A 25,041-nucleotide genomic window follows, 5' to 3' on the forward strand; every position below is an offset into this window, starting at 1 on the left:
CATGGCAGTCCCGTGTCGGTCCGACTCGGAGCCTGGCCGCCCACTGGCCGGGAGCCTAGCGTCGCGTCGTGCCAGGCCCTTCCGGGCTCCGGCGCAGGGAGCCCGTGATCCGCGGGCACGGACCAGGAGGAACGATGGTGCGAACGAGACGATGGCTCGCCGCCGGGGCCGGAGCGGTCGCGGCGGCACTGGTGGTCACCGCGTGCGGCAGCGGAGAGGGCTCCGGCTCAGGGCCGGGCGACGAGGGCGAGCCCGTCAAGGGGGGCACGCTCAACATGCTCGGCGTCGGCGATGTCGACTACATGGACCCCAACATCAGCTACTACTCGGCGGGATACACCGTTCTCCGCCTCTGGAGCCGGCAGCTGTTCACCTATCCTGCGGTCGAAGGCGGCACGACCGAGGAGGTCCCGGACCTCGCGACCGAGATGCCGACCACCGACAACGGCGGGATCAGCGAGGACGGCAAGACCTACACGATCCGCATCCAGCCCGACGCCGCGTGGAACACCTCACCGAAGCGCACCGTCACCGCCGACGACGTTGTCCGGGGCGTCAAGCGCACCTGCAACCCGGCCCAGCCCTTCGGTGGTCTGCCGAACTACGTCGACCTGATCGTCGGGCTGGCGGAGTTCTGCAGCGGGTTCGAGAAGGTCGACCCCACTCCGCAGGCGATAGCGAGCTACATCGAGGGCAACGACGTGGCCGGTGTGACGGCCAAGGACGAGAAGACGGTCGTGTTCACGCTGGCCCATCCCGCGCCGTACTTCACCGGCATCCTCACCCTCACGGCGATGTCACCCGCGCCGAAGGAGTTCCTCGAGTACACCCCCGCGAGCGCTGAGCTCGGTCAGCACACGATCTCCGACGGGCCGTACAAGATCGACTCGTACCAGCCGACGAAGGAGATCACGCTCTCGCGAAACCCTGCCTGGGTGGCTTCGAGCGACCCCGTCCGCAAGGCGTACGTCGACAAGGTCGTCGTCAGCGAGAGCGGCAACCAGAACTCGATCCTCCAGCAGCTGCAGACGGGCACGCCGAGCGCGGACATGCAGTTCGACATCGCCGTGCCGCCGGCGCAGCTCCCGAAGCTGGTGTCGGCCAAGGACCCCAACCTCACCCTGGGTGTCACCAGCAGCTCAGGCCCGTACGTCATCTTCAACACGGTCTCGCCGAACAACGCCCGTGCACTGAGCAAGGTCGCGGTGCGGCAGGCCTTGTCGCACGCGATCGACCGCAGCCACCTCGTGCAGGTGCTCGGCGGCGAGAAGGTCAATCCGCCGCTGACCCACGTCCTGCCGTCGACGCTGCTCGGGTCGGAGGAGTTCGACCTGTATCCCCACGACGTCACGAAGGCGAAGCAGCTGCTGGCGCAGGCGGGCTACCCGAACGGCCTGACCCTGACGGTGCTCTACCGCAACAAGAGCGAAGGTCAGAGCAAGGTGTTCCAGACGCTCCAAGGCGACCTGAAGGAGGTCGGCATCACCGTGAAAGGGCTCCAGGCGCAGCAGGCCGACTTCTACACGAAGTACCTCCAGGTGCCTGCCGTGGCCAAGCGCGGCGAGTGGGACATCGCGATGTCCAGCTGGGGCTCGGACTGGTACGGGAACGCGGCTCTGTCCTTCTTCAAGCCGCTGTTCTCGGGCAAGTCGTCGTTCCCGCCGGTCGGCAGCAACTTCGGGTTCTACGACAACCCGACGACCAACGTGCTCATCGACGAGGCCTCGAAGGCGGCGACCGACGAGGACGCGAAGAAGCTGTGGGCGGCCGCGGACAAGCAGACGATGAAGGACGCGCCGATCTATCCGATCACGAATGCGCTGTGGCCGACCTACAAGGCGTCGCAGGTGCACCACGGCGTCTACATCCCCATCCTGCAGAGCCTCGACCCGGCCAACGTCTGGCTGGAGAAGGGCAAGCAGGGCGGGTGATCTCGGGCGAGGTGGCGGCCACGCGGATCTGCGCGGTCGCCACCTCGCTCCCCGCCTCGTCCCCTCTGCCTGGAAGGAGCCACCGATGACGCTGCTCGAGGTCACTGACCTGCACGTAGGTTTCCCGACTCCTGACGGCGTCGTGCACGCCGTACGCGGCGTCTCGTTCGCCGTGGAGGCCGGTCGGACGCTCGCCGTCGTCGGCGAGTCCGGCTCCGGCAAGAGCGTTGCGACCCAGACCGTCACCGGCCTCACCCGAGGAGCGCAGATCTCGGGGTCCGCCGTGTTCGACGGCGAGGACCTGCTCACCGCGACGACGAAGCAGCTCGAGGCAGTGCGCGGGGCGAGGATCGGGATGATCTTCCAAGATCCGCTGACCAGCCTCCACCCGTACTACACGGTCGGCTGGCAGATCGTCGAGATGATCCGCGCGCACGACCGCGGCATCTCCCGTCGAGCCGCCCGACGTCGTGCCGTCGAGCTTCTCGCACTCGTCGGCATCCCGCAGGCCGATCTGCGGGTCGACGACTACCCCCACCAGTTCTCGGGCGGCATGCGCCAGCGCGCGATGATCGCGATGTCGATCGCCCTGGACCCCGCGCTGCTGATCGCCGACGAACCGACGACGGCGCTCGACGTCACCGTGCAGGCGCAGATCATCACCGTGCTGCAGGACGTGCAGCGTGAGCTCGGCACCGCCATCATCCTGATCACCCACGACCTCGGGGTGGTCGCGGAAGTAGCCGACGAGATCGTGGTGATGTATGCCGGTCAGGTGATGGAGCGGGCCGCCCGCCACGAGCTCTTCTACCGGTTCCACCACCCCTACACCGAGGGCCTGCTCGCCTCGCTCCCCTCGCGAGCACCGGGCCGGGGGCGGCTGACCCCGATCCCCGGCTCACCGCCGAGTCTGATCACGCCGCCGGAGGGCTGCCCGTTCCGACCGCGATGTGCCTACGCCTTCGACCGCTGCACGCAGACGCCGTGGCTGGCACCGGTCTTCGGGCGCTCCGACCACGAGTCGGCCTGCTGGCTGCCGAGCGACATCGCCTCGCGCGACGAGCGTGTCGCCTCACGCGAGGCGCGCGTCACCTCACCACACGAGCAACCCGCATGAGCACCGCTGCCGTCGACGCCTCGGGCAGGCGCGAGCATGACCTCGCTGCACCGCTCCTGGTCGCCTCCGACGTCGTGAAGGAGTTCCCGGTCGGCGCCTCAAGCCCGTGGCGGCGCAGCCGCGAGGTCGTGCACGCGGTGAGCGGGGTCTCCCTGGAGATCCGGCGTGGGGAGACCCTCGGGCTCGTCGGCGAGACCGGCTGCGGGAAGTCGACGCTCGCGCGCTGCCTCGCCCGGCTCTACGACGTCACGTCAGGTTCGATCAGCTTCGACGGCACCGACATCACGGCGTCGAGCCGGCGCCGCCTCCGACCTGTGCGGCGGGAGATCCAGATGGTCTTCCAGGACCCGTACGGCTCGCTGAACCCGAGGCGACGAGTCGGCTCCATCATCGGAGACCCGCTGGCGATCCACGGCGACACCGACGGCCGGTCGATGTCGGCCAAGGAGCGCGCACATCGGGTCCAGGACCTGATGGAGCTCGTCGGCCTCAACCCCGAGCACTACAACAGGTTCCCCGCCGACTTTTCCGGAGGTCAGCGCCAGCGCATCGGCCTTGCCCGCGCGCTCGCGCTGCGCCCGAGGCTCCTGATCTGTGACGAGCCGGTCTCGGCGCTCGACGTGTCGATCCAGGCTCAGATGCTCAACCTGCTGATCGACCTCCAGGAGGACCTCCACCTCACCTACCTCTTCATCACCCACGACCTGTCGGTCGTCCGGCACATCAGCGACCGGATCGCGGTGATGTATCTGGGGAGGATCGTCGAGACCGCCCCGGCCGACGAGCTGTTCGAGGTGACTCGGCACCCCTACTCGAAGGCGTTGCTCTCCGCACTCCCCGTGGCAGATCCGCAGGAGGCCGAGGCTCGGGAGCGGATCGTCCTGGTCGGAGACCTCCCGTCGCCGGTCGCGCCACCGTCCGGCTGCCGTTTCCACCCACGCTGCCCGAAGGCACGACACGACTGTGTGTCCGTCGACCCTGACCTCGTCCCGGTGCTCGACGACCCACCCGAGCACCGTGCCGCGTGCCTCCACCCGCTGCGCGTCGGCGAGGAGCTGGTGGGGCAGGTGCCGGACCTGGATGCGCAGGACAGCGAGATCGTCGCCGAGCGGGTCACCGATCCTGGAGGTGCGTGATGAGCCCGGAGGCCACCGAGACCGCTGCTGCTGGTGAGATCAAGGGCCGCAGCCCATGGGCGCTGTCGTGGCATCGGCTCCGACGTGACCGCGTGGCGATGCTCTCGTTGACGGTGATCGCCGCAATCCTCCTGATGGCGGTCTTCGCCCCGGTCGTCGCGGCGGTCACCGGTCATCCGCCGAACACGCAATACCACAGCGCTGGACTCACTCCGGACGGGTTGCCGCGCGGTCCGAACAGCACGTTCTGGCTCGGCACCGACGACCTCGGGCGCGACCTGCTGGTCCGGATCGCCTACGGTGCCCGCGTCTCACTGCTGGTCGGCGTGGCCGCGACCGCGCTCGCCGTGCTGGTGGGGGTCGTCGTCGGTCTGGCTGCCGGATTCTTCGGTGGCGTCATCGACACGATCCTCGCCCGTTTCGTCGACGTCGTGCTCTCGTTCCCGTTCCTGCTGTTCGCGATCTCGCTGGTGTCGATCACGGGACCGAGCCTCGGCATCTCGATCCTCGTGATCGGGTTGTTCAGCTGGGCGTCGGTCGCGCGGATCGTCCGGGGGCAGGTGCTGTCGGTGCGTGAGCGGGAGTTCGTCGAAGCAGCACGATCCCTCGGCGCGTCGAGCTGGCGGATCATGGTGATCGACATCCTGCCGAACGTGCTCGCGCCGGTGATCGTCTACACCTCGCTGCTCATCCCCGTCGTCATCGTCACCCAGGCGACGCTGTCGTTCCTCGGCCTCGGCATTCCCCCGCCGACGGCCGACTGGGGCGGGATGATCGCCACGGCCCAGAACTACTACACGACAGCGTGGTGGTACATCCTCTTCCCCGGCCTCGCGCTGCTGGTCACGACGCTCGCGTTCAACCTGTTCGGCGACGGTGTCCGTGATGCCTTCGACCCCCGCGCCCGACCGACGCTCTCGATGAGACCAGGGAGACCGTCATGATCCGGTTCGTGGTGCGACGCACCCTGCTCGGCGCCGTGGTGATGTGGCTGATCACGCTGCTGGTGTTCGGGATGTTCTTCATCGCGCCCAACAACGTCGCTGAGACGCTCGCCGGGAAGCAGGCGACCCCTGAGACGGTCGCCCTCATCTCACACCGTCTCGGGCTGGACCGTCCGCTGCTCGAGCAGTACGGGGACTTCCTGTGGAACGCCCTGCACGGGAACCTCGGCTACGACTACTACCACGGCCAGTCGGTCACCTCGATGCTGGCTGCGGCCGCGCCGGTGTCGATCTCGCTCGCGCTGGGCGCCGCCGTCATCTGGACGCTCCTCGGAGTGACGAACGGCGTTGTCTCGGCCGTGCGCCCGGGCTCCGCCGTGGACCGCGGGCTGACGTTCTTCGCCCTGTTCTTCTACTCGATGCCGTCGTTCCTGCTCGGCCTGCTCCTGCTCACGGTCTTCTACTACCGGTTCACCCTCGCAGGACTGGACTGGTTCCCCGCGGCGGGCTACGCGCCGTTGTCGGCGGGGGTCGGGGAGTGGGCGCGGCACCTGGTGCTGCCGTGGATCGCGCTGGCGATGCTGTCCGCGGCGATCTACACCCGGCTGACACGAGGCGCGATGCTGGACGCGCTCGGCGAGGACTACATCCGGACCGCCCGCTCGAAGGGCATCACCGAGCGCCGCGTCGTCCTGCGGCACGGTCTGCGGAGCGCACTGACCCCGGTCGTGACCCAGCTCGGGATCGACCTGGGCACAGTCGTGGGTGGTCTCGTCGTCACCGAGACCGTGTTCGGTCTGCCGGGTCTGGGCAAGACGAGCGTGGACGCGATCAACAACCAGGACCTGCCGGTGATCATCGGCGTGGTGCTGGTGACCTCAGCCGCGGTGGTGATCGCGAGCATCGTCGTCGACATCGCCTACGCGGTCCTCGATCCTCGGGTACGCCTCAACTGAGCGGCGGGACCCCGTGCTGCGGCGGAGTCGCCTGCCCACCGGAGGAGCCGGGCCGTCGGAATGCGCGTCGCACCAGCGCGACCAGGACGAGAGCACCGGCGAAGATCCACCACGCCGCGGGCTGCTCGACGTCGAAGGCCGGGGAAGCACCGACGACGGACGCGTACGCCGCGACGGCGCACGCCCCGGCGACCGTGACCAGCATGGACGGCACCAGCATCGTGACGAGCCCGACGACCAGCGTGACAAGCCCGGCATCTCGGACGTCGTCCTGGTGGACGTACCACCAGAGCGCGTCCGCGGTCATCCCCTCCTGCGCCGGCATCCCGGTCGAGCCGAACTCACGCCACGCGGCGACGAACGCGACGACGAACGAGCCCAGCGCCGCGATACGCAGCAGGGCAAGAAGGGTGCGCACGGGCTCAGGCGAGCAGGGCCACGAGGTGCGGGACCATCGCCCGCAGGGCCTTGCCCCGGTGGCTGATCGCGTCCTTGTCGGAGGGCGTGAGCTCTGCGGTCGACACGTCGTAGCCGTCCGCGGCGAACAGCGGGTCGTAGCCGAACCCGCCGTCACCCGTCGGCTCCCACTGGATCCGACCCCGCATCACGCCCAGCTCGACGACCTCGGCCCCGCTCGGCAGCACCAGCGCCATCGCGCACCGGAACTCGGCACCACGCCGCTCGTCCGGCACGTCGGCCAGCTGGTCGAGCAGCAGCGCGTTGTTGCGCGTGTCGGCGGACCGCTTGTCACCCTGCGGCTTGCCGCTCCACCGTGCCGACAGGACGCCGGGCATCCCGTTGAGCGCGTCCACGCACAACCCGGAGTCGTCGGCCAGCGACGGGAGTCCGGTGGTCTTCGCGGCGGCGCGCGCCTTCAGCAGCGCATTGCCCTCGAACGTCGGCTGGTCCTCGACGGGCTCGTCGAAGTCGCCGATGTCGTCGAGACCGAGGACCTCGATCCCCGGCACGTCGGGCTCGAGGATGCGACGCAGCTCGACCAGCTTGCCGGGGTTGTGGCTGGCCAGGACGACTCGTCGCGCACTCATGCGGAGGGCCCGTCCTGGAGCGCCGAGGCCTGGATCGCCGTGAGGTCGGCACACCCCTTCTCCGCGAGCGCGAGCAGCGCGTCGAGCTCCGCCCGGTCGAACGGCGCACCCTCGGCGGTGCCCTGCACCTCGACGAACGACCCGGAGCCCGTCATCACGACGTTCATGTCGGTCTCGGCGCGGACGTCCTCGTCATAGGGTAGATCGAGCATCGGGGTGCCGTCGATGATGCCGACCGAGACGGCGGCGACCGAGTCGGTCAGCGGCTCCGACAGCAGGGCACCCCGCTCGCGCAGGTAGGAGACGGCGTCGGCCAGCGCGACGTACGCGCCCGTGATGGCGGCGGTCCGGGTGCCTCCGTCGGCCTGGAGCACGTCACAGTCGATGACGATCGTGTTCTCGCCCAGGGCCTTGTCATCGATCACCGCACGCAGCGACCGGCCGATCAGGCGCGAGATCTCGTGCGTACGTCCGCCGATCCGCCCCTTCACCGACTCGCGGTCGGAACGCGTGTGCGTGGCGCGCGGCAGCATCGCGTACTCGGCGGTCACCCAGCCGAGCCCCGAGTCTCGCCGCCAGCGCGGGACGCCCTGGGTGACGCTGGCCGCACAGAGGACGCGCGTGCGGCCGAACTCGACCAGGACCGATCCCTCGGCGTGGTCGAGCCAGTTGCGGGTGATGGTGACGGGACGCAGCTCGTCGTTCGGGCGGCCGTCCGCTCGGGTGGTGGGCATGCCGACGAGCCTAACGGCCTAGACCTCGTAGACCCCGCCCGCCTCGACGAGCTCGCTCGGTCCGGCGAAGGCGGCCTTGGCCTCCGACGCGACGAGCTCGTGATCGGTCCAGGTCGGGACGTGGGTCAGCAGCAGCCGCCCGACGTGGGCCTCGGTGGCCGCGGCCCCGGCATCGGTGCCGGTGAGGTGGAGGTGGGGCGGATTGTCCGGGTCGTCGGTGAACGACGCCTCGCACAGGAAGACGTCCGCCCGGTCCGCCGCCTCGACGAGGGCCGAGGTCGGCCCGGTGTCCCCGGAGTAGGTGAGGACGCTGCCGTCGGCCTCGATCCGCAACGCGTACGACTGCACGGGATGGTCGACCAGTCGCGGCGTCACCGTGAACGGTCCGAGGGTCACCGGCTCGCCCTCGACCCACGTCTGGACCGCGAGCTCGTCGGTCATCCCGGGGTCGATCGGCAGCCCGTACGCCTCCGCGAACCGGTCGGCGCTGCCCGACGGACCCCAGAGCGGGATCCGTGGGAGCGGACCGCCCGGGACGTACTTGCGGTAGACGTACATCCCGCAGATGTCCATGTAGTGGTCGGGGTGGAGGTGTGAGATCGCGATCGCGTCGATGTCGGAGAGGGCGACGTACTGCTGGAGCACGCCCAGCGCACCGTTGCCGAGGTCGATGACGAGCCGATAGGTGCGCCCCTGGTGCGCCGCCTCCAGCAGATAGCAGCTGGCCGGGGAGTCCGGGCCCGGGTACGACCCCGCGCAGCCGACGACGGTCAGCCTCATACGCCCACCCACGAGAACTGGTCGACGTGGTCGATCTCGGGACCGAGAAACCGGCGCCCGAGGGTGCGGAACTCCTCAGGCTGCCCCGTGGTCAGGAAGTGGTGCTCGGGCGGCGTGGTCACCGTCCGCTCGAGGCCGTGGCGCACGAGCAGCGCGTAGACGTCCTTGGCGGTCTCGTCCGCGCTGGAGACGAGCGTCACCTCCTCGCCCATCACGTAGGCGATCACGCCCGTGAGCAGCGGGTAGTGGGTGCAGCCGAGCACGAGCGTGTCGATCCCGCTCTCCTGCAGCGGCGCGAGGTAGTCCCGCGCCACCTCCAGGAGCTCGGGACCTGCGGTCACCCCGGCCTCGACGAACTCGACGAAGCGGGGGCAGGCCCGGACGGTCAGCTGGACCGACGGGTTCGCGGCGAACGCGTCCTCGTAAGCCATCGACGTCTTGGTTGCCTGGGTGCAGATGACACCGACGCGGTGGTTGCGGGTGGCGGCGACGGCCCGTCGGGTCGCCGGCACGATGACCTCGACCACCGGCACGTCGTACCGCTCTCGCGCGTCGCGGAGCACCGCTGCGCTGGCGGAGTTGCAGGCGATCACGAGCGCCTTCACGCCTCGGTCGACCAGGTGGTCGAGGCACTCCAGCGCGTACTCGCGGACGTCGCCGATGGGTTGTGGCCCGTACGGCTGACGGGCGGTGTCGCCGAGATAGAGGACCGCCTCGTTCGGCAGCTGATCGATGACGGCTCGGGCGACGGTCAGACCGCCGAAGCCGGAGTCGAAGATGCCGATGGGCGCGTCGTTCACCCGAGCGAGCCTAGTGTGCGATTCACACCCACGAAACACAATGCGTCCGACGCCACAGGGCGAGTCGCGTGGGACGCGGCTCGGCGTCACCGGCTGAAGCGCTCCACGAGGGCCGTGAGCCGCAGCTCGACCAGCGCAGGGTTCAGCCGTCCGGTGGCGGCGAGCGTCACCAGACCGTGCAGGCAGCTCCAGAAGACCTCGGTGAGCGCGTCCACGTCGGCGTCGGCGTCGGCGTCGTCGCCGACGTACGGGCGGACCACCTCGCGAAGCGCACCGAATCCCTCGCGCATCGGCGCCGGGGTGGACTCCTGTGCGAACTTCAGCTCGACGGCCCGGCTGAACATCGCGTCGTACAGTGCCGGGTGGCGTGCACCGAAGTCGAGGTACGCCGTGGCTACGTCGGCGAGGCGCTCCGAGGGAGACACCTCCGGTGTACGGACGGCTCTGAGCAGCGCCTCGGCGATCTCGGTGAAGCCCTCCATCGCGACCGCTGCCATCAGAGCGCCCATGCCGGCGAAGTGGCTGTAGAGCACGGGCTGGCTGTACTCGACGCGCTCCGCGAGTCGTCGCGTCGTGACCGCCTCCCACCCTTCGGCCTCGGCCAGCTCGCGCGCGACGTCGATGATCAACCGCTCACGTGCTTCGCGTTCGCGTGCCCTGCGCTCGTGGATCGCCACGCAGAGATCCTAGCACCGCTAGACATCAGGCTCATGCTCGCATAGCGTCGCACTTGTTTCTAGCATCGCTAACAAGGAGTTCTCGTGCTCATCACCGTCGCGTACGTCCTGGCCGCCGCCCTCTGCCTCATGGTTCTGTTCATCGGCGTACGGTTCCTGACTCACCCGATCCCGGCAGCCGCCGGCTACGGCGTCCCGGCCAAGCCGGACGGCGACGGCGCGTACCTGACGGTCAAGGGAGTCCGTGACTCCACGTTCGGCGTCGTCGGCCTGACTCTGCTGGCCTTCTCGACGCCCGGAGCAGCGGGGTTGTTCATGATCACCGTCTCGCTCGCGCCATTCGGCGACACGCTCGTCGTCCTCCGCAACGGAGGAACGAAGGCGGTGGCCTTCGGCATCCACTTCGCCACGGCCGTCATCGTCCTCGTCAGCGCCGCGCTGCTCTTCGCGGTCTGACACCGCGGTCGGGCATGCTGTCTCGATGAGACGCGTGCCCTTCACCGGCGACGAGAAGGAGAGCCTTTACACGGCTCTCGACCGCCACCGTGATGCCATCCTGTGGAAGATCGACGGACTCTCGGACGAGGACCTCCGGCGGCCCATGGTGCCGTCGGGGACGACGCTCCTCGGGATGGTCAAGCACCTGGCGTCCGTCGACTACGCCTGGTTCTGCTCGACGTTCGGCCGCGAGTCGCTCGAGGTCCCGGCCGACGAGGACGACTGGGACGCCGACTGGCGCATCGAGCCGTGGGAGACCACCGAGGGTGTGCTGGCCTACTTCGCGATGGCCCGCAAGGCCGCCGACGCCGTGATCGACGACCTCGACCTCACTGACACCGGCACCGCGTGGTGGGGTCAGACGGTGTCGCTCCGGTGGGTGCTGATCCACATGGTCGAGGAGTACGCCCGTCACGCCGGGCACGCGGACATCCTCCGCGAGCTGATCGACGGGGCGACCGGCCCGTTCGAGGGCTACCCGACCTGATGGCCGGGGCGAGCCGCTCCCGGACGAGCGGGCTACGCCCAGAGCTGGCCCTCGAGCCGCTCCTCCGCCTCGTCGACGGTGCCCTCGTACGCGCCCGTCGAGAGATACTTCCAGCCGCCGTCTGCCACCACGAAGACGATGTCGGCGGGCTCCCCCGCCTTCACGGCCTTCGAGGCCTGGGCGAGGGCGGCGTGCAGGATCGCGCCGGTGGAGATGCCGGCGAAGATGCCCTCCGACTCGAGCAGCTCGCGCACCCGTCGCACGGCGTCGCGAGGTCCGACCGAGAAGCGGGCGTCGATGTACTGCGGGTCGTACAGCTCGGGTACGAACCCCTCATCGAGGTTGCGCAGCCCGTAGACGAGCTCGCCGTAGCGTGGCTCGGCGGCGACGATGCGGACCTCCGGCTTGGCCTCGCGGAAGAAGCGTCCGACGCCCATGAGCGTGCCGGTCGTGCCGAGGCCCCCGACGAAGTGCGTCACCTCGGGGAGGTCGGCCAGGATCTCCGGGCCGGTGCCGCGGTAGTGCGCGTCGGCGTTGGCGGCGTTGCCGTACTGGTAGAGCATCACCCAGTCGGGGTGCTCCTCGGCGACCCGCTTGGCGACGCGGACGGCTTCGTTCGAGCCGCCGGCGGCGGGCGACGACACGATCTCGGCACCCCACATGCGCAGCAGCTGCCGGCGCTCCTGGGACGTGTTCTCCGGCATCACGCACACGATGCGGTAGCCGCGCAGCTTGGCGACCATCGCGAGCGAGATGCCGGTGTTGCCCGACGTGGGCTCCAAGATCGTGCACCCCGGTCGGAGGACACCCTCGGCCTCGGCGCGCTCGATCATCGCCAGCGCAGCGCGATCCTTGATCGAGCCGGTCGGGTTGCGGTCCTCCAGCTTGGCCCATAACCGGACCTCAGGGGACGGGGACAGCCTCGGGAGCCCGACGAGCGGGGTGCCGCCGACGGAGTCGATCAGGTTGTCGAAGCGCATGGACGGGTCCGGCCTCGTACGCGAGGTCAGCGCGCCCCGCCCGCGACGGCGGGCAGGATGACGACGACGTCGCCGTCGGACAGGGGCGTCTCGAGGCCGCCCGAGAAGCGGATGTCCTCGTCGTTGACGTAGATGTTGACGAATCGGCGCGGCTGGCCGTCCTCGACCAGGCGGTCCTTGATGCCAGAGTGGTGAGCCTCCAGGTCCTCGATCAGCGCGCTGACCGAGTCACCGGCGGCGGAGACCTTCTTCTCGCCGTCGGTGTAGGTACGGAGGATGGTGGGGACACGGACCTCGATGGCCATCAGACGTCAGCTTCCTGGTCGATCGGTGGGATGAGTGCTCGGAGCCTGGACGGAGTCGCCGCCCGGGCCCTCCTCGTCGTAACGCTCGACGACGCGGACTTCTTCCTCGCTGACCTCGCCGTCGACGATCCGGAACGAGCGGAAGTCGACAGGTCCGGACGCGTGGGCGCCGTCGCGGGTCGACACGAGGACGTAGTGCGCGTTCGGCTCGCCGGCGAGGTTGACGTCGGTGCGTGACGGGTAGGCCTCGGTGGCGGTGTGGGAGTGGTAGACGACGACGGGCTCCTCGTCGTTGTCGTCCATCTCCTGGTAGAGCCGGAGCAGGTCCGTCGAGTCGAACTCGTAGAACGTGGGCGACATCGCCGCGTTGACCATCGGGACGAACCGCGTCGGCAGGTCCGAGCCGATCCGTCCGGCGACCACGCCGCACGCCTCGTCCGGGTGGTCCCGTCGAGCGTGCGCGATGATCGCGTCGTACGTCGCCTGGTCGATGGTGAGCACGCTTCCAAGGTACGGGGTGGCACCCGGCTCAGAGGGTGGGTCCGCCATCCGAACGGCGTCCGTGTGGGCCGCGCCACTCCGTGCCACTCCGCGTCAGCCGAGCGGGCGGGTGAGGACGACGCGCCGCCGGCGAGGGTCGTCGTCGGGTCGCAGGGAGACGAGCGACACCTCGTCGAGCGTCACGCGCGTCCCGACCCTGAGAGCCCGGCCACCCTGAGCCGACACGTGCGGCCGGAAGGCGTCACGCACGTGCCGCATCCGAGCGACGTCGACACCCGCGTCGGCGAGGGCGCCCAGCAGCGCCCGATGGAGCGCGTCGAGATCAGCGGTCCGTGCCAGCTCGGTCACCCGCACGTCGTGACGGCTGCCGAACCACTCCTCCCCCGCCGCTTCGGTGGCTGCGGGCGCACGACTCTCGGCAGCACGGGTGAACGCCTCCACGGCCTCGGCCTCGTCAGCGTCGAACGGCGGCACCCAGGTGACGTGCAGCGGCCACGCCTCACGTCCGAACTCCTCCGGCGCGTCCTCGACGAAGGACACGACGCAGAACCTCACGGGCAGAACCTCATGGGCTCAGTCGAGGGCCTGGACGAGGGACTCCTGGACGAAGCCCAGCCACTCGTAGATGTCGACGACCACCGCCACGGAGGGATCGTCGCTCTCCGCGGCCGCCTCGGCATCCTCCTCGGACTCGATGCCGAGCCTGACCGCGAGGGCGAGCCGTACGTCGGTGAGCGACCGCAGCCACGCCTGAGCACCGCGCTCACCGAGCTCGACCTCGATGGGGTCCACGGACTGCTCCGGGTCGTCCAGGTCGAAGCCGCCCGCCGCGAGCGACGCGACGAGCGCCTGAGCGTTCTCGACCTTGGCCGTCGACAGGCTCCGCTCGGTGAAGCGACGGAAGTCGGCCGCCGAGTCGTCGTCGTCGCGATAGGCGTCGGGCAGGAGCCTCCGGAGCACCGGGTCCTCCGGAGGCAGCGAGGACGCGGTCGTGCCGAGCTGACCGAACAACGGGTCGGGCGACGACTCCTCGGGGGCGTTGCGGTCACGCAGCAGCTCGATCACCTGGCCCAGCAGGTTGACGAGCAGCTCGGCCTCGGCCCGCTCGAACTCCGCGCGGACCCGGTCGCGCTTGCGTCGCTCGAACGCCCTCATCGGATGCTTTCCGCGCTCATGCGTCGTCCCGCTGCAACGTCGCCCACAATCCGTACTCGTGCATCGCCTGCACGTGCCGCTCCATCTCCTCGCGGGGCCCGGTCGCGACCACGGCCCGCCCGTCGTGGTGGACCTTCATCATCAGGTCGTTCGCCGTGGCGTCGTCGTAGCCGAAGTAGGACTTGAACACGTACGCGACGTAGGACATGAGGTTGACCGGGTCGTTCCAGACGATGGTGACCCAGGGTCGGTCGAGCTCGGTGACCTCGTCGGTCGCCGGCTCGTCGACCTCGATCGGGCTTGGCGTGCTCACCCGGCCCATTGTGGCGTACGCGCAAACTCACCGGCCCGCCCCTGCCCGGTGGAGTTCCACGGTCCGCCGGCCCGCCACTACGCTGACGCCGTGACCTCCACCGCGCTGCTCACCGACCACTACGAGCTGACGATGCTCCAGGCGTCGCTGGCAGACGGCACGGCCGACCGACGCTCGGTCTTCGAGCTGTTCGCACGCCGGCTCCCGGACGGCCGGCGCTACGGCGTCGTCGCAGGGACGGGCCGCGTGCTCGATGCGATCGCCGACTTCCGGTTCACCGACGGCGAGCTCGCGTTCCTGCGCGCGAACGAGATCGTGGACGGGCCGACGCTCGACTGGCTCGCCGACTACCGCTTCCGCGGCAACGTGTGGGGCTATCCCGAGGGCGAGACCTACTTCCCGAACTCGCCCATCATGATCGTCGAAGGCACCTTCGGCGAGGCCGTCGTGCTGGAGACCCTGCTGCTGTCGATCCTCAACCACGACTCGGCGATCGCCTCCGCCGCGGCCCGGATGACGGTGGCCGCCGGTGACCGTCCGTGCATCGAGATGGGGTCACGGCGGACGCACGAGCTCGCGGCGGTCGCCTCGGCCCGGGCCGCGTACGTCGCCGGGTTCGCGACGACGTCGAACCTCGAGGCCGGCCGCCGGTACGCCATCCCGACCGCCGGCACGTCCGCCCACTCCTTCACCCTGCTGCACGACACCGAGCGTGACGCGTTCACCGCCCAGGTGGAGTCGCTCGGCACCGCGACGACGCTGCTCGTCGACACCTACGACGTCGCCGAGGCGGTGCGCGTCGCGATCGACGTCGCGGGCACGGGACTCGGCGCCGTACGCCTCGACTCCGGCGACCTCCCGCTCCTCGCGGGCCAGGTCCGACGCCAGCTCGACGAGCTCGGTGCGACCGGCACCAGGATCACCGTGACCAGCGACCTCGACGAGTACGCGATCGCCGGTCTCGCCGCCGCTCCCGTGGACGGCTACGGCGTCGGGACGTCGCTGGTGACCGGATCCGGGCACCCGACGTGCGGCTTCGTCTACAAGCTCGTCGCCCGGGCCGACGGTCTGGAGACCGACGCCGCGATGATCTCCGTCGCGAAGACGAGCGTGGACAAGGTGTCGATCGGCGGCCGCAAGTACGCGCTGCGTCGCCTCGACCGTCACGGCACGGCCACGGCCGAGGTGATCGGCATCGGCGAGCCGCCGGAGAGCGACGACAACGACCGCCCGCTGCTCGTCCCGCTCGTCGAGAACGGCGAACGGGTCCACGACGAGACCCTGGAGACCGCCCGCGACCGGCTACGGGACTCGCTCGCTGAGCTACCGTTGCGGGCCCGGCAGCTCTCGCGGGGGGAGGCCGCGATCCCGACGGTCTTCGAGGACGTGACGAGCGGAGGAGCACGATGAGCAGGGCACTGGTGGTCGTCGACGTGCAGAAGGACTTCTGCGAGGGCGGCTCGCTCGCCGTCTCAGGAGGCGCCGCGGTGGCCGAGCGCGTGGCGCGCCTGGTCGCCGACGGCGGCTACGACCTGGTGGTGGCGACCAAGGACCACCACATCGACCCGGGCGCCCACTTCAGCGACCAGCCCGACTACGTGGACTCGTGGCCGCCGCACTGTGTCGTCGGCACCGATGGCAACGAGCTCCATGCGCCGCTGACGGCGGACATGTTCGCGGCGGTGTTCGAGAAGGGCCAGTTCGACGCGGCCTACTCCGGCTTCGAGGGCAAGGCCACCACCGGCGACGGGCTCGAGGACTGGCTGCGCGCGCGCGACGTGGACACGGTCGACATCGTCGGCATCGCCACCGACTACTGCGTGCGGGCCACGGCTCTCGATGCTGCGGCACGCGGTTTCGGCACGCGTGTCCTCATGGATCTCACCGCTCCGGTCGCTGCGGCGAACCTCGACAAGACCCGGAGCGACTTCGACGCCGCAGGGGTCACGGTGGCCTGAGCCTCACCCGTACGCCACCGACCGCACCACCTGCGCCGGCGAGCCTGCCGCGACCGAGAACGCAGGCACGTCACGCGTGACGACGGAGTTCGCGCCGATGACGCACCGCTCCCCAATCGTCACGCCGCTGGTGACGACGACGTTGGCGCCCAGCCAGCAGTTGTCGCCGATCACCGTCGGCCCCTTCGACGTGAACCCCTGCCACGGGACGGGCACGTCTGGGTCGTCGTAGCGGTGCGCCGAGTCGGTCACGAGGCAACCGTTCGCGAGCATGCAGTGGGCGCCGATCTCGACGCGGTGCGACGCGGAGACCATCACGTCGAGGTTGAGGAACGTGCCCTCACCGATCACGATCTGCGCGTCCGATCCGCCGGTGATCCAGACCCCGGGCTCGAGGAACACCTGCGGCCCGAGGTGGAGACGCCCGTCGCGCAGCATCTCGAGCACGTCGCCGTGCACCACGCCGCGGGCGTACGCGCGCCGCCGCGCCAGCTCGACGCTGAGCCGCGCCCGGTTGAGAGGCCGGTAGGCGCGGCCGTACCAGCGCTGCTTGCGCCACCACTCGCGCGCGAGCTCGTACGTCGACGGCTCGTCAGACATGCGTCCCGAGATCCTCGATGCGATAGCCGCCCGGCAGGTAGGTGCGGATCGCGCCGCGGTCCTCGGGCCGGGACGGTGCGACCCGCGGAGGGGCGAGCCGGAGCGCGCGACCGCGCAGCCGCAGGAGTCCTCGCGACAGGGCGACGACGGCGCGCGGCGGCGTCGCGTACCCGAACGCGTCGCGCACGTGCGGGTCCATCACCGACCGGGAGAAGACCTCGACCGCGGGCCGCAGCAGCCGAGGGTAGTAGGAGCAGAGCAGCGCCAGCGTGGCGTCGGCGACCTCGCGCGAACGGTCGTCGTAGGCGAAGTGGGTGCGCTCGTAGGCGTCGAGGAGCGTCTCGAACTCCGCGTACGAGGCGGGGATGTCCTTGATCCCCATCAGCTCGCCCATCCGCTGGTACGACCGCGTCGCCGCGTCCACCTCCGCAGGGCCGAGCGGCCGCCACCCGTAGTCGGCGAGCCACCGGACGGGCGTGACGACGAACGTCGCGAGGACGTAGCGCAGGTCGTCGTTGCTGATGGCGTAGGCACCGTGCATCTGGTTCATCCGACGCACCGCAGCACGTCCGGGCGACGACTCCATGCCGTCCTCGACGATCGCGTCGAGGACGAGCACCGTGTCGTCGTGGCGCTTCTGGGTGCGCTCGGTGAACTCCTGCGTCTCGTGCAGCAGCACCCCGATCGACGGCACCGCGAACGTCCGGAACAGCGCGAAGCTGAGCGCCTGCTGGATGTCCCACGGGAACTCGAATCGGGTGTCGACCGCCGAGATGATCTCGTAGTCCGTCTCCGGGTCGAGGGTCGCGATCACCCGCTGCCACGCATCGCGGCGCCAGCGCTCCCGTCCCCGGGGAGCGGCGGGCAGGACGCGTGTCATGCACCGGACGCTACCGTGCTCCGACGGTCGGCGTCTGCACTAGATTCGGAGACATGAGCGCCCCGTACCTCCGAGATCTCGTGGCCGACACGTCGTACGAGGCACCGGCGGCACACGGCCTGCGCGAGCGCGTGAAGGCGTACGCCGCGCGCCGCTCGACCGCCGAGGATCACGGTGACGTGCTCGGCCCGCTCGTCGTGCCCGACACGGAGCTTCCGCTGGTCCAGGGCACGGTGGCCGCCCTCGGCGCCGACGAGATCGATGTCGTCGTCGCTGTCACCGGAGGTGCGGGGGCCATCGAGCCGGCGGTGCGGTGGGCGACGCGGCAGGAGCGCCTCCGTCTGGTCGGCCTCACCGCGGCCGTCCGCGACCTCGACGACCTGGCCCGCGGCGCCCACCGGGTGGTGGCGATGGTCGGCCAGCTCGAGGCGGAAGGGCTGCTGGAGGACGTCGATGTGCAGGTCGGGCTCCCGCTGCACGCCCGCACCGAGGGCTCGCTGCGCTGGCAGCACGCCCTCGACACGTTGGCGTCCCAGGACCTGCGGCTCGTGCTGCGGACCGGCGGGGCCGACCCGGAGGAGGTGCCGTCGGCCGAGACCCTGGCGGGTGCCGTCGGCGACGCGCTCGACCGCGAGGTCGCGTTCTCGTGCCGAGGCGACCTGGCGCACGCGGTGGCCTGGCGCGAGCCCGACACGGGTCGCGTGCGCCACGGGTTCCTCAACGTGCTCCTCGCCACCCGCGCGAGCCTCGACGGGGGTGACGTCGGCGCGGTCGCCGAGCGCCTGGCCCTGACCGCCTCGGAGCGTGTCGTCACCGAGCTCGGGGTCATCGGCGAGTCCTCGCTGGAGTCGGCTCGGCGGTGGTTCACCGGCGTCGGCTCCGAGGACGTCGACGCCTCGCTCGCCGACCTCCGCGCACTCAGCCTGCTGGGTCCGACAAACTGATCCGACGGACCTGCCGGAGCATCCGTCGCGTCGCGAGGACGTGGAAGCGCGTCCTGATGACCATCGTCTCGTAGACAGCACCACGCACACCGGGGAAGACCGCATAGCTGCGCGCGGAGAGTCGCGTCGCCGGAGCGTCAGCCGCGGGCACCTCGGCCAGAGGTGCGTCGGCCAGAGGTGCGTCGGCCAGCCTGAAGACCAGGCGGTAGACGGAGAACCGGTGTCTCCCGGCGAGGTCCAGCCGCTCCCCCGTGACGACGTCGTCCACGGCGAAGCCGCCGGGCGGGTCGGTGCCGAGGAGGCGAGCCATCGCCCCGTCGGCCGCCGAGAGCAGTGACCTGTGCACGAAGGCCTCGAGCGCGGTCCACACCTGCTGACGCGGCCGCGCGATCGTCAGCGCGTGCTCGTCGATCAGCGGCAGATCCTCGACGGTCATGTCCCCCACCACCTGCCTCGATCGGACGTACGACCTCACCCGCGGGAGGTCACCCGGCGGACGAAGGTGACGATCTCGGCCAGCGCACGCGGTGCCGACGGCGAGATCCCCGGAAGGCTGATGTAGCCGTGGACGGCATCGGCGTACTCCGTCAGCGTGACGTCGCCGCCGTTGCCGCGCAGCGCCTCGGCGTAGAAGACACCGTTGTCACGCAGCGGATCGTGCCCCGCCACCTGGATCAACGCCGGCACGGCCGCCCCCGACAGCGTCCCGTGCAAGGGCGCCGCCGTGGGCGCGGACGGGTCGGCGCCGTCGAGGTAGAGGCGCGAGAAGGCGCGCATCTGGCGTGAGGTGAGCACCGGGGCGTTCGCGTGCTCGCGCTCGGACGGGAAGACCTCCTCCATCTCGACCGCGGGATAGACGAGGACCTGACCGGCGAGCGCCGGTGCACCCGCCTGACCCGCCAGGTCGGCGACCACGGCGGCCAGGTTGCCGCCGGCGCTGTCGCCGGCGACGACGATGCGCGCCGGGTCGGCCGCGAGCTCGTCGGCGTGCGTCACGACCCAGTCCAGCGCGGCCCAGGTGTCGAGGACGGCGGCAGGGTAGGGATGCTCGGGAGCCAGCCGGTAGGCCACGGAGACCACGACGCACGGCGTGTCGACCGCGAGATGGCTGGCCCACCACTCGTCCTGCTCGGGATCACCGAGGACCCAGCCTCCGCCGTGGAAGAGCACCACCACCGGCGACGGCTCGGGCCCCGGTGTCGGCGGCTGGTAGATCCGCAGCCGCAGCGTCACTGGCTGAGTCTCCTGCGGGAGCTCGCCGACCGTCACCGGCTGGAGCTCGACGAGGCGGTCGGTGACCTGGGCGTCGGGATGCGGTCTGCCCGACACGGCGCGTCCCAGCGGCGAGCCCAGCAGCTTGGCCCGTTGCGTACGGCGAGCAGGGAGCTCCTCTCGCGGCACCTCGTCGATCGGTCGGTTGAGGAAGCGCTCGACGAACGTGAACAGTCTGGTGCGGATCGGCAAGGGGGCGGCCATGGCCGCCAGACTAGATGACCTTCCCGGGGTTCAGCAGACCGTGAGGGTCGAGCGCGTGCTTCACGGCGCGTTGGACCCCGAGTCCGACGGGCCCGAGCTCACGCTCGAGCAGTGTCCGCTTCAAGACGCCGACCCCGTGCTCCCCGGTGATGGTTCCGCCGAGGTCGAGGCCCAGGTGCATCACGTCGTCGAAGGCCGCGTGCGCCCGTTCCGCCTCGTCGAGGTCGGCACCGTCGAAGATCACGCACGGGTGGAAGTTGCCGTCACCGGCGTGCCCGACGACCCCGATCACCACTTCGCGCTTCGCAGCGATCGCGGCGACCCCGTCGACGAGGTCGGCGATCCTCGACCGCGGGACGCAGACGTCGTCGACCATCGTCGTCCCCATCGACTCGAAGGCCGTCAGCACCTCGCGCCGAGCGGTGAGCAGGAGCGCGGCCTCCGCGTCGTCGGCGGCGAGCACCACGTCGTACGCTCCCGCGTCCCGCAGGTGGGCCGCCAGGGCGGCGATCTCCTCCTCTCCGGCGGCACCCGGCGCGTCGGACTGCGCGAGGACGAGCGCCCCCACCTCGGCGTCGAATCCGAGACGGTAGGCGTCGTTGACCGCCCGGAGGCTCGTGGCGTCCATCAGCTCGAGCAGGTTGGGGACCACGCTCGAGCGGGCGATCGCGCCGATGCCCTCCGCGGCCGCGTGCACGGTGCCGAAGGTGGCCGCGAGGGTCCGAGGGCGGTGGGCGGCGGGCCGCAGCCGCAGCGTCGCCTCGGTGATGATGCCGAGCGTCCCCTCCGAGCCGACGAACAGGCGCACCAGGTCGTATCCGGCGACGCCCTTGACCGTACGCCGCCCCGTCCGCAGCACCTCTCCGCTCGCGAGGACGACCTCGAGCGCGAGGACGTAGTCGGTCGTGACGCCGTACTTCACGCAGCAGAGGCCGCCGGAGTTCGTGGCGAGGTTGCCGCCGATCGTGCAGAACTCCCACGAGCTGGGGTCCGGTGGGTAGAACAGCCCATGCTCGGCCACCGTGCGCGACAGGACGGCGTTGAGCACGCCGGGCTGGGTCACGACGAGTCGCTCGTCGGTGTCGACCTCGAGGACCTGGTCCATCCGTTCGAGCGTGATCACCAACCCGCCCTCGATCGCGTTGGCGGCACCGGAGAGGCCGCTCCTGGCGCCCTGCGCCACGACCGGGATCCCGTGCGCGGAGGCGAGCCGCATCGCCGTCGCGACGTCGCCTGTCGCCCGGGCGAGCACGACCGCGCACGGGGTGCCCGCCTCGCAGAACATCGCGCGGTCGGTCCGGTAGGAGACGAGGCGGTCAGGATCGGTGACCACCACGTCCGGCCCGAGAGCGGCGACGAGCTCGGCGACGAAGACGTCGGTGTCCATGCCTCACCCTATGCTGACCGGATGCCTGCGATCGACGACCTCGATGCCCAGATCGCCCGCCTGTTCCTCGCCGAGCCCAAGATCGGGGTCCTCGAGGCCTCGCGGCGACTCGGGGTCGCCCGTGCCACGGTTCAGACGCGGCTCGATCGCCTCGCCGAGCGCGGCGTGATCGCGTCCTGGTCACCGACGGTCTCTCCGGCGGCGCTCGGCTATCCCGTCACCGCCTTTCTCACGCTCGAGGTCGTCCAGGGCGAGGGTCGGGCCCCCGTCGCCGACCACCTGGCCTCCATCCCCGAGGTCCTCGAGGCATGCACCATCACCGGTGCCGGCGACCTCTGGTGCCGCGTCGTCGCCCGCTCCAACACCGACCTCCAGCGGGTCCTCGACGCCGTCGTCTCGGAGCCGTCGATCGTGCGCGTCGCCACGGTCATCGCGCTGCAGACCGAGCTCGCGCCCCGGGTCGCCCCCCTGCTCGACGCCGCGCTGGGCCTCGACACCGCGGCGCCGCCCGCGCCATAGTGTGCGCGTGAGCACCGCAGCCGGACTCGCCGGACGACGCGTCCTCGTGACCGGCGCCGCCCGTGGGATCGGCGCGGCGCTCGCGGTCCGTCTGGCCGAGAGCGGCGCCCGTCTCGCCCTCCTCGGCCTCGAGCCCGACGGCCTCGCGGCGACGGCCGCCCGTGCGGGTGACGCGCCGTGGTTCGCCTGCGACGTCACCGACCGGTCGGGGCTCGAGAGGTCCATCGAGGCGGCTGCGTCCGCGCTCGGTGGCCTCGATGTCGTCGTCGCCAACGCCGGGGTCGCCGCGCAGCTGCCGATCGTCGGTGGCGACCCGTACGTGTGGGACCGCACGCTCGCGGTCAACCTGACTGGCGTGTACGACACGGTGCGTCTCGCCGGGCCTCACGTGAGCCACCCCGAGGGCTACGCCCTGCTGGTCTCGTCGCTCGCGGCTGCCGTGCACCTCCCGATGCTCGGCGCGTACTCCGCGTCGAAGGCCGGCGTCGAGGCGCTCGGCGACGCGCTCCGCCTCGAGCTGGCGCCGAGCGGCGCCCGCGTCGGCGTCGCCTTCTTCGGCGAGCTCGACACCGAGATGACGAGCCGAGGTTTTGGCACGGAGGCGGCCACGATACTGATGCGAGGCACCCCGATCGGGCGCGTCGCTCCGCTCGAGGACGCGATCACCGCGCTCGAGCGCGGCATCGCCCGCCGGGCCCGCGTCGTCACCTCACCGCGCTTCGTCAGGGCCGCGCTCCCTGCTCGCGCCGCCGTCCAGCGCGCCGTCGAACGCACCCTGCGTCGCTCGCGCGTACGCCACGCGCTCGAGATCGCACGCCGGGAGGGCGCGGGCCTGACGACACCGCAGCCGACCGCCGAAGCGGCGCCAGACGGTCCTCGGGATGCCGCGTGACCGAGCTCCCCCGCGTCCCCCCGGGTGACCGGCGCGACCTCGGCCTCGTCAACGCCGCGCTGGCCCGTGTCGCCTCCCGCGTGGTCGGGGTCCGTGACGTGCACGTCTTCTCCGTCCTCGGCCGGACGCGTGGGCTGTTCCGAGGCTGGCTCCACTACTCGGGGCGCCTGATGCCGTTCGGGACGCTCCCCCGCCGGCAGGCCGAGCTCGTGATCCTCCGTGTCGCCGCGCTGCGCCGATCTGCCTACGAGCTCGACCACCACCGTCGTCTCGGTGCGCGGGCCGGTCTGAGCACGGACGAGATCGAGGCGGTCACCGATCCGGCCACGACGTGGCCCTGGTCGGCTGCCGACCAGGCGCTCCTCGACACCGCCGACGCGCTGGTCCTCACGCGTGACGTCGACGACAGCACGTGGGAGTCCTTGGCAGCGCGCTTCCCACCCCGCAGCCTGGTCGAGATCGTCATGCTCGTGTGCCAGTACGACGGGCTCGCGACGACGCTGCACACGTTGCGCGTGCCCTTGGACGAGCCCGCCGCCCCGGCTCACGCTCAGAGCAACGGCCGCGACCGCCGGAACAACCAGGCGTCGAAGAATCCGTCGAGCTGACGCCCGCTGACGTCCTCGGCGAGCCGCTCGAACTGCGTGGTGGTCCCGTGGCCGTCACGGCGCTCGCCGACCCACCGCCGCAGCAGCGCGAAGAACGCGGCGTCGCCGATCTCGCGCCGCAGCGCGTGGATCGTCATCGCGCCTCGCACGTAGACCCGGTTGTCGAACATCCGGTCCCGTCCCGGGTTGCCGACGGGCAGCCGCCAGAACGCTCGGCCGCCATGGTCGTACCAGTAGTCGAACTCGCTCCGGACCGACCCGAGTCCCTGCGACTCGTCCCACATCCACTCGAGGTAGGTCGCGAGCCCTTCGTTGAGCCAGATGTCACGCCACCGGCGCAGCGAGACCGAGTCGCCGAACCACTGGTGAGCGACCTCGTGCGCGACGACCGAGGTGTTCTGGCCGGGCTGCAGGCCCGCCCCACGGCGGAAGAAGGCGGCGTCGTAGACGGGGCGGGCCTGCGTCTCCAGCGCGAAGCCGAGGTCGGCCTTCGTGACTACGCCACCGTGGTCGCCGTACGGATAGGGGCCGAGGTGGCGCGCGAGGAACCGCGTCACCTCGGGCGTACGGCGCAGCGAGCGCACCGCCCGCCGGCGCACGCCGGCGCTGAGCGCACGGTCGTAGGCGTAGAGATAGCGGACACCACCGGCCCGACCGCGGACGACACGGAAGTCACCCCAGGCCGCGAACGCGAGGTAGGTCGCCATCGGCCGCCGCATCACCCACCGCCACTGCACGAGGTCACCGACGCGCTTGCGTCCCGCGAGCCTGCCGACGCTGATCGCCTCCCGGCCGCGCGGGACCCGGAGGCGGATGTCGTACGTCGCCTTGTCGCTGGGGTGGTCGTTGCTCGCGAACCACCACGGGGCGGCCTCGGGCTGGCCGACGACGATCGCGCCCGCCCGCGTCGTGACGAAAGGCCGGGCACCGCGGTGGCTGATGCTCGCGGGCCGGCCGGCGTACGCGACGGACACCACGAAGCGATCGCCCTTGCGGATCGCCCGGCGCGGGGTGACGACCAGCTCCCTGCCGCGCTGGCTGAACCGCGCGGGGCGCCCGCCGACCCGTACCGACGAGGCGGCGAGGACGAGATCGAGGTTGAAGCGCCGGAGCCGCTGGCTCGCCACCGCCCGCAGGCGGGTGCGTCCGACGAGACGCTTCTCGGCAGGCTGGTACGCGGCGGTGACCTGGTAGTGCCGTACGTCGTAGCCGCCGTTGCCGTGGCCCGGAAAGTATGCGTCGCCGGCTCCCGGCCGACCGACGCCCGGTGCGGCCGCCATGCCCGCACGCACCGCGGTGTTGGTGCCGGCCTCGCCCGCCTCAGCCGCGGCGGCCGCACCTGGTGCAACGGGCAGCAGCCCGGTGAGCAGGGTGGCAGAGGCGATCGCGACGGCGAGACGCATGCTGTGACACTACG

At 70.8% G+C, this 25,041-nt stretch carries 31 protein-coding genes; 13 read left to right on the forward strand and 18 right to left on the reverse strand.

The features are described 5' to 3' along the window. Positions 1 to 137: 137 nt before the first annotated feature. The 5 genes from KV097_RS08125 (at position 138) to KV097_RS08145 (ending at position 6,084) form a co-directional block, all read left to right on the forward strand. Complete coding sequence (locus KV097_RS08125) at positions 138 to 1,931, forward strand: ABC transporter substrate-binding protein (RefSeq protein WP_220346704.1); 1,794 nt, start codon at positions 138 to 140, stop codon at positions 1,929 to 1,931. An 85-nt stretch (positions 1,932 to 2,016) separates the two neighbouring features. Next, positions 2,017 to 3,048, forward strand: coding sequence for an ABC transporter ATP-binding protein (locus tag KV097_RS08130; protein WP_220365582.1), 1,032 nt, complete (start codon positions 2,017 to 2,019; stop codon positions 3,046 to 3,048). Further along, a complete protein-coding gene (locus KV097_RS08135; protein ID WP_220340930.1) occupies positions 3,045 to 4,184 on the forward strand; it encodes an ABC transporter ATP-binding protein in 1,140 nt (379 codons plus the stop codon). Before KV097_RS08130 ends, KV097_RS08135 begins: the two co-directional genes overlap by 4 nt. Beyond that, entirely contained in the window at positions 4,184 to 5,128 is a 945-nt protein-coding gene (locus KV097_RS08140; RefSeq protein WP_220340929.1) for an ABC transporter permease, read from the forward strand. The genes KV097_RS08135 and KV097_RS08140 overlap by 1 nt, the downstream gene beginning before the upstream one ends. Further along, positions 5,125 to 6,084, forward strand: coding sequence for an ABC transporter permease (locus tag KV097_RS08145; RefSeq protein ID WP_220340928.1), 960 nt, complete (start codon positions 5,125 to 5,127; stop codon positions 6,082 to 6,084). The genes KV097_RS08140 and KV097_RS08145 overlap by 4 nt, the downstream gene beginning before the upstream one ends. Here KV097_RS08145 and KV097_RS08150 read toward each other — a convergent pair. The 6 genes from KV097_RS08150 to KV097_RS08175 all read right to left on the reverse strand — a co-directional run bounded on the left by KV097_RS08150 (position 6,077) and on the right by KV097_RS08175 (position 10,121). Continuing rightward, on the reverse strand, positions 6,077 to 6,502 hold the full coding sequence (locus KV097_RS08150) for a hypothetical protein (RefSeq protein WP_220365583.1): 426 nt from the start codon (positions 6,500 to 6,502) through the stop codon (positions 6,077 to 6,079). The two genes, KV097_RS08145 and KV097_RS08150, sit on opposite strands and share 8 nt — an antisense overlap. Positions 6,503 to 6,506: 4 nt before the next feature. Further along, entirely contained in the window at positions 6,507 to 7,130 is a 624-nt protein-coding gene (rdgB, locus tag KV097_RS08155; protein ID WP_220365584.1) for an RdgB/HAM1 family non-canonical purine NTP pyrophosphatase, read from the reverse strand. Beyond that, a complete protein-coding gene (gene rph / locus KV097_RS08160; RefSeq protein WP_220340926.1) occupies positions 7,127 to 7,864 on the reverse strand; it encodes a ribonuclease PH in 738 nt (245 codons plus the stop codon). The genes rdgB and rph overlap by 4 nt, the downstream gene beginning before the upstream one ends. Positions 7,865 to 7,882: 18 nt before the next feature. Then, positions 7,883 to 8,644, reverse strand: a complete 762-nt coding sequence (locus tag KV097_RS08165; RefSeq protein ID WP_220340925.1) for an MBL fold metallo-hydrolase — start codon at positions 8,642 to 8,644, stop codon at positions 7,883 to 7,885. Beyond that, positions 8,641 to 9,444 carry a glutamate racemase gene (gene murI, locus KV097_RS08170; RefSeq protein WP_220340924.1) on the reverse strand — a complete coding sequence of 268 codons (804 nt, stop codon included), beginning with the start codon at positions 9,442 to 9,444 and terminating at the stop codon, positions 8,641 to 8,643. Before murI ends, KV097_RS08165 begins: the two co-directional genes overlap by 4 nt. Positions 9,445 to 9,530: 86 nt before the next feature. Then, a complete protein-coding gene (locus tag KV097_RS08175) occupies positions 9,531 to 10,121 on the reverse strand; it encodes a TetR/AcrR family transcriptional regulator (protein WP_220365585.1) in 591 nt (196 codons plus the stop codon). Between the two features lie 84 nt (positions 10,122 to 10,205). Here KV097_RS08175 and KV097_RS08180 point away from each other — a divergent pair, with 84 nt between their 5' ends. Beyond that, positions 10,206 to 10,577: a DUF4267 domain-containing protein gene (locus KV097_RS08180; protein WP_220340922.1), complete on the forward strand. Its 372-nt coding sequence runs from the start codon at positions 10,206 to 10,208 to the stop codon at positions 10,575 to 10,577. A 25-nt stretch (positions 10,578 to 10,602) separates the two neighbouring features. Then, positions 10,603 to 11,106 carry a DinB family protein gene (locus KV097_RS08185; RefSeq protein ID WP_220340921.1) on the forward strand — a complete coding sequence of 168 codons (504 nt, stop codon included), beginning with the start codon at positions 10,603 to 10,605 and terminating at the stop codon, positions 11,104 to 11,106. Between the two features lie 32 nt (positions 11,107 to 11,138). On the opposite strand, the gene KV097_RS08190 is transcribed toward KV097_RS08185, so the two are convergent. From KV097_RS08190 to clpS, 6 genes are all read right to left on the reverse strand, one after another. After that, positions 11,139 to 12,086: a PLP-dependent cysteine synthase family protein gene (locus KV097_RS08190; RefSeq protein WP_220346698.1), complete on the reverse strand. Its 948-nt coding sequence runs from the start codon at positions 12,084 to 12,086 to the stop codon at positions 11,139 to 11,141. 26 nt (positions 12,087 to 12,112) lie between these two features. Further along, complete coding sequence (locus KV097_RS08195; protein ID WP_220340919.1) at positions 12,113 to 12,391, reverse strand: MoaD/ThiS family protein; 279 nt, start codon at positions 12,389 to 12,391, stop codon at positions 12,113 to 12,115. A gap of 6 nt (positions 12,392 to 12,397) precedes the next feature. Then, positions 12,398 to 12,892 (reverse strand): M67 family metallopeptidase, encoded by a 495-nt coding sequence (locus KV097_RS08200; RefSeq protein ID WP_308289372.1) that lies wholly within the window; start codon positions 12,890 to 12,892, stop codon positions 12,398 to 12,400. Between the two features lie 93 nt (positions 12,893 to 12,985). Continuing rightward, complete coding sequence (locus tag KV097_RS08205; RefSeq protein WP_220365587.1) at positions 12,986 to 13,432, reverse strand: 2'-5' RNA ligase family protein; 447 nt, start codon at positions 13,430 to 13,432, stop codon at positions 12,986 to 12,988. 33 nt (positions 13,433 to 13,465) lie between these two features. After that, positions 13,466 to 14,047 carry a DUF2017 domain-containing protein gene (locus KV097_RS08210; protein ID WP_220340916.1) on the reverse strand — a complete coding sequence of 194 codons (582 nt, stop codon included), beginning with the start codon at positions 14,045 to 14,047 and terminating at the stop codon, positions 13,466 to 13,468. Between the two features lie 16 nt (positions 14,048 to 14,063). After that, entirely contained in the window at positions 14,064 to 14,369 is a 306-nt protein-coding gene (gene clpS, locus KV097_RS08215) for an ATP-dependent Clp protease adapter ClpS (protein ID WP_220340915.1), read from the reverse strand. Positions 14,370 to 14,450: 81 nt separating this feature from the next. On the opposite strand from clpS, the gene KV097_RS08220 reads away from it, so the two are divergent. Then, entirely contained in the window at positions 14,451 to 15,770 is a 1,320-nt protein-coding gene (locus KV097_RS08220; RefSeq protein ID WP_220365588.1) for a nicotinate phosphoribosyltransferase, read from the forward strand. Continuing rightward, a complete protein-coding gene (locus KV097_RS08225) occupies positions 15,767 to 16,318 on the forward strand; it encodes an isochorismatase family protein (protein ID WP_220365589.1) in 552 nt (183 codons plus the stop codon). The genes KV097_RS08220 and KV097_RS08225 overlap by 4 nt, the downstream gene beginning before the upstream one ends. A gap of 3 nt (positions 16,319 to 16,321) precedes the next feature. Here KV097_RS08225 and KV097_RS08230 read toward each other — a convergent pair whose 3' ends face one another. Both KV097_RS08230 and KV097_RS08235 read right to left on the reverse strand, forming a co-directional pair. Further along, on the reverse strand, positions 16,322 to 16,918 hold the full coding sequence (locus KV097_RS08230) for a DapH/DapD/GlmU-related protein (RefSeq protein WP_220365590.1): 597 nt from the start codon (positions 16,916 to 16,918) through the stop codon (positions 16,322 to 16,324). Further along, positions 16,911 to 17,798 carry an oxygenase MpaB family protein gene (locus KV097_RS08235; RefSeq protein ID WP_220346692.1) on the reverse strand — a complete coding sequence of 296 codons (888 nt, stop codon included), beginning with the start codon at positions 17,796 to 17,798 and terminating at the stop codon, positions 16,911 to 16,913. Before KV097_RS08235 ends, KV097_RS08230 begins: the two co-directional genes overlap by 8 nt. A 53-nt stretch (positions 17,799 to 17,851) precedes the next feature. Here KV097_RS08235 and KV097_RS08240 point away from each other — a divergent pair, with 53 nt between their 5' ends. Beyond that, positions 17,852 to 18,742, forward strand: a complete 891-nt coding sequence (locus tag KV097_RS08240; RefSeq protein ID WP_220365591.1) for a hypothetical protein — start codon at positions 17,852 to 17,854, stop codon at positions 18,740 to 18,742. Here KV097_RS08240 and KV097_RS08245 read toward each other — a convergent pair. Genes KV097_RS08245 through KV097_RS08255 form a run of 3 tightly spaced genes read right to left on the reverse strand, consistent with a single transcriptional unit; the run spans position 18,717 to position 21,605 of the window. Next, complete coding sequence (locus KV097_RS08245; protein WP_220365592.1) at positions 18,717 to 19,178, reverse strand: hypothetical protein; 462 nt, start codon at positions 19,176 to 19,178, stop codon at positions 18,717 to 18,719. The genes KV097_RS08240 and KV097_RS08245 overlap by 26 nt on opposite strands. 35 nt (positions 19,179 to 19,213) lie before the next feature. Continuing rightward, positions 19,214 to 20,218, reverse strand: a complete 1,005-nt coding sequence (locus KV097_RS08250; RefSeq protein WP_220340908.1) for an alpha/beta hydrolase — start codon at positions 20,216 to 20,218, stop codon at positions 19,214 to 19,216. A 10-nt stretch (positions 20,219 to 20,228) separates the two neighbouring features. Continuing rightward, positions 20,229 to 21,605 (reverse strand): FAD-binding oxidoreductase, encoded by a 1,377-nt coding sequence (locus tag KV097_RS08255; protein WP_220365593.1) that lies wholly within the window; start codon positions 21,603 to 21,605, stop codon positions 20,229 to 20,231. A gap of 21 nt (positions 21,606 to 21,626) precedes the next feature. Between KV097_RS08255 and KV097_RS08260 the strand changes: the two genes are divergently transcribed. Genes KV097_RS08260 through KV097_RS08270 form a run of 3 tightly spaced genes read left to right on the forward strand, consistent with a single transcriptional unit; the run spans position 21,627 to position 23,624 of the window. Further along, on the forward strand, positions 21,627 to 22,124 hold the full coding sequence (locus tag KV097_RS08260; RefSeq protein ID WP_220340906.1) for an Lrp/AsnC family transcriptional regulator: 498 nt from the start codon (positions 21,627 to 21,629) through the stop codon (positions 22,122 to 22,124). A 7-nt stretch (positions 22,125 to 22,131) separates the two neighbouring features. Continuing rightward, positions 22,132 to 23,016, forward strand: coding sequence for an SDR family NAD(P)-dependent oxidoreductase (locus KV097_RS08265; protein ID WP_220340905.1), 885 nt, complete (start codon positions 22,132 to 22,134; stop codon positions 23,014 to 23,016). Further along, a complete protein-coding gene (locus KV097_RS08270; RefSeq protein WP_220346690.1) occupies positions 23,013 to 23,624 on the forward strand; it encodes a carboxymuconolactone decarboxylase family protein in 612 nt (203 codons plus the stop codon). Before KV097_RS08265 ends, KV097_RS08270 begins: the two co-directional genes overlap by 4 nt. On the opposite strand, the gene KV097_RS08275 is transcribed toward KV097_RS08270, so the two are convergent. After that, a complete protein-coding gene (locus KV097_RS08275) occupies positions 23,567 to 25,027 on the reverse strand; it encodes a M1 family metallopeptidase (RefSeq protein ID WP_220365594.1) in 1,461 nt (486 codons plus the stop codon). The two genes, KV097_RS08270 and KV097_RS08275, sit on opposite strands and share 58 nt — an antisense overlap. Between the last annotated feature and the right edge of the window lie 14 nt (positions 25,028 to 25,041).

Origin of the sequence: Mumia sp. zg.B17, from assembly GCF_019550915.1 — a bacterium.
In the GTDB taxonomy this organism is placed as follows: domain Bacteria; phylum Actinomycetota; class Actinomycetes; order Propionibacteriales; family Nocardioidaceae; genus Mumia.

Coding starts and splice junctions, on each gene's coding strand:
- KV097_RS08130 (WP_220365582.1), top strand. CDS start 2,017: ATGACGCTGCTCGAGGTCACTGACCTGCACGTAGGTTTCCCGACTCCT.
- KV097_RS08135 (WP_220340930.1), top strand. CDS start 3,045: ATGAGCACCGCTGCCGTCGACGCCTCGGGCAGGCGCGAGCATGACCTC.
- KV097_RS08140 (WP_220340929.1), top strand. CDS start 4,184: ATGAGCCCGGAGGCCACCGAGACCGCTGCTGCTGGTGAGATCAAGGGC.
- KV097_RS08145 (WP_220340928.1), top strand. CDS start 5,125: ATGATCCGGTTCGTGGTGCGACGCACCCTGCTCGGCGCCGTGGTGATG.
- rdgB (WP_220365584.1), bottom strand. CDS start 7,130: ATGAGTGCGCGACGAGTCGTCCTGGCCAGCCACAACCCCGGCAAGCTG.
- rph (WP_220340926.1), bottom strand. CDS start 7,864: ATGCCCACCACCCGAGCGGACGGCCGCCCGAACGACGAGCTGCGTCCC.
- KV097_RS08165 (WP_220340925.1), bottom strand. CDS start 8,644: ATGAGGCTGACCGTCGTCGGCTGCGCGGGGTCGTACCCGGGCCCGGAC.
- KV097_RS08185 (WP_220340921.1), top strand. CDS start 10,603: ATGAGACGCGTGCCCTTCACCGGCGACGAGAAGGAGAGCCTTTACACG.
- KV097_RS08190 (WP_220346698.1), bottom strand. CDS start 12,086: ATGCGCTTCGACAACCTGATCGACTCCGTCGGCGGCACCCCGCTCGTC.
- KV097_RS08195 (WP_220340919.1), bottom strand. CDS start 12,391: ATGGCCATCGAGGTCCGTGTCCCCACCATCCTCCGTACCTACACCGAC.
- KV097_RS08210 (WP_220340916.1), bottom strand. CDS start 14,047: ATGAGGGCGTTCGAGCGACGCAAGCGCGACCGGGTCCGCGCGGAGTTC.
- clpS (WP_220340915.1), bottom strand. CDS start 14,369: ATGGGCCGGGTGAGCACGCCAAGCCCGATCGAGGTCGACGAGCCGGCG.
- KV097_RS08225 (WP_220365589.1), top strand. CDS start 15,767: ATGAGCAGGGCACTGGTGGTCGTCGACGTGCAGAAGGACTTCTGCGAG.
- KV097_RS08230 (WP_220365590.1), bottom strand. CDS start 16,918: ATGTCTGACGAGCCGTCGACGTACGAGCTCGCGCGCGAGTGGTGGCGC.
- KV097_RS08235 (WP_220346692.1), bottom strand. CDS start 17,798: ATGACACGCGTCCTGCCCGCCGCTCCCCGGGGACGGGAGCGCTGGCGC.
- KV097_RS08240 (WP_220365591.1), top strand. CDS start 17,852: ATGAGCGCCCCGTACCTCCGAGATCTCGTGGCCGACACGTCGTACGAG.
- KV097_RS08245 (WP_220365592.1), bottom strand. CDS start 19,178: ATGACCGTCGAGGATCTGCCGCTGATCGACGAGCACGCGCTGACGATC.
- KV097_RS08250 (WP_220340908.1), bottom strand. CDS start 20,218: ATGGCCGCCCCCTTGCCGATCCGCACCAGACTGTTCACGTTCGTCGAG.
- KV097_RS08255 (WP_220365593.1), bottom strand. CDS start 21,605: ATGGACACCGACGTCTTCGTCGCCGAGCTCGTCGCCGCTCTCGGGCCG.
- KV097_RS08260 (WP_220340906.1), top strand. CDS start 21,627: ATGCCTGCGATCGACGACCTCGATGCCCAGATCGCCCGCCTGTTCCTC.
- KV097_RS08275 (WP_220365594.1), bottom strand. CDS start 25,027: ATGCGTCTCGCCGTCGCGATCGCCTCTGCCACCCTGCTCACCGGGCTG.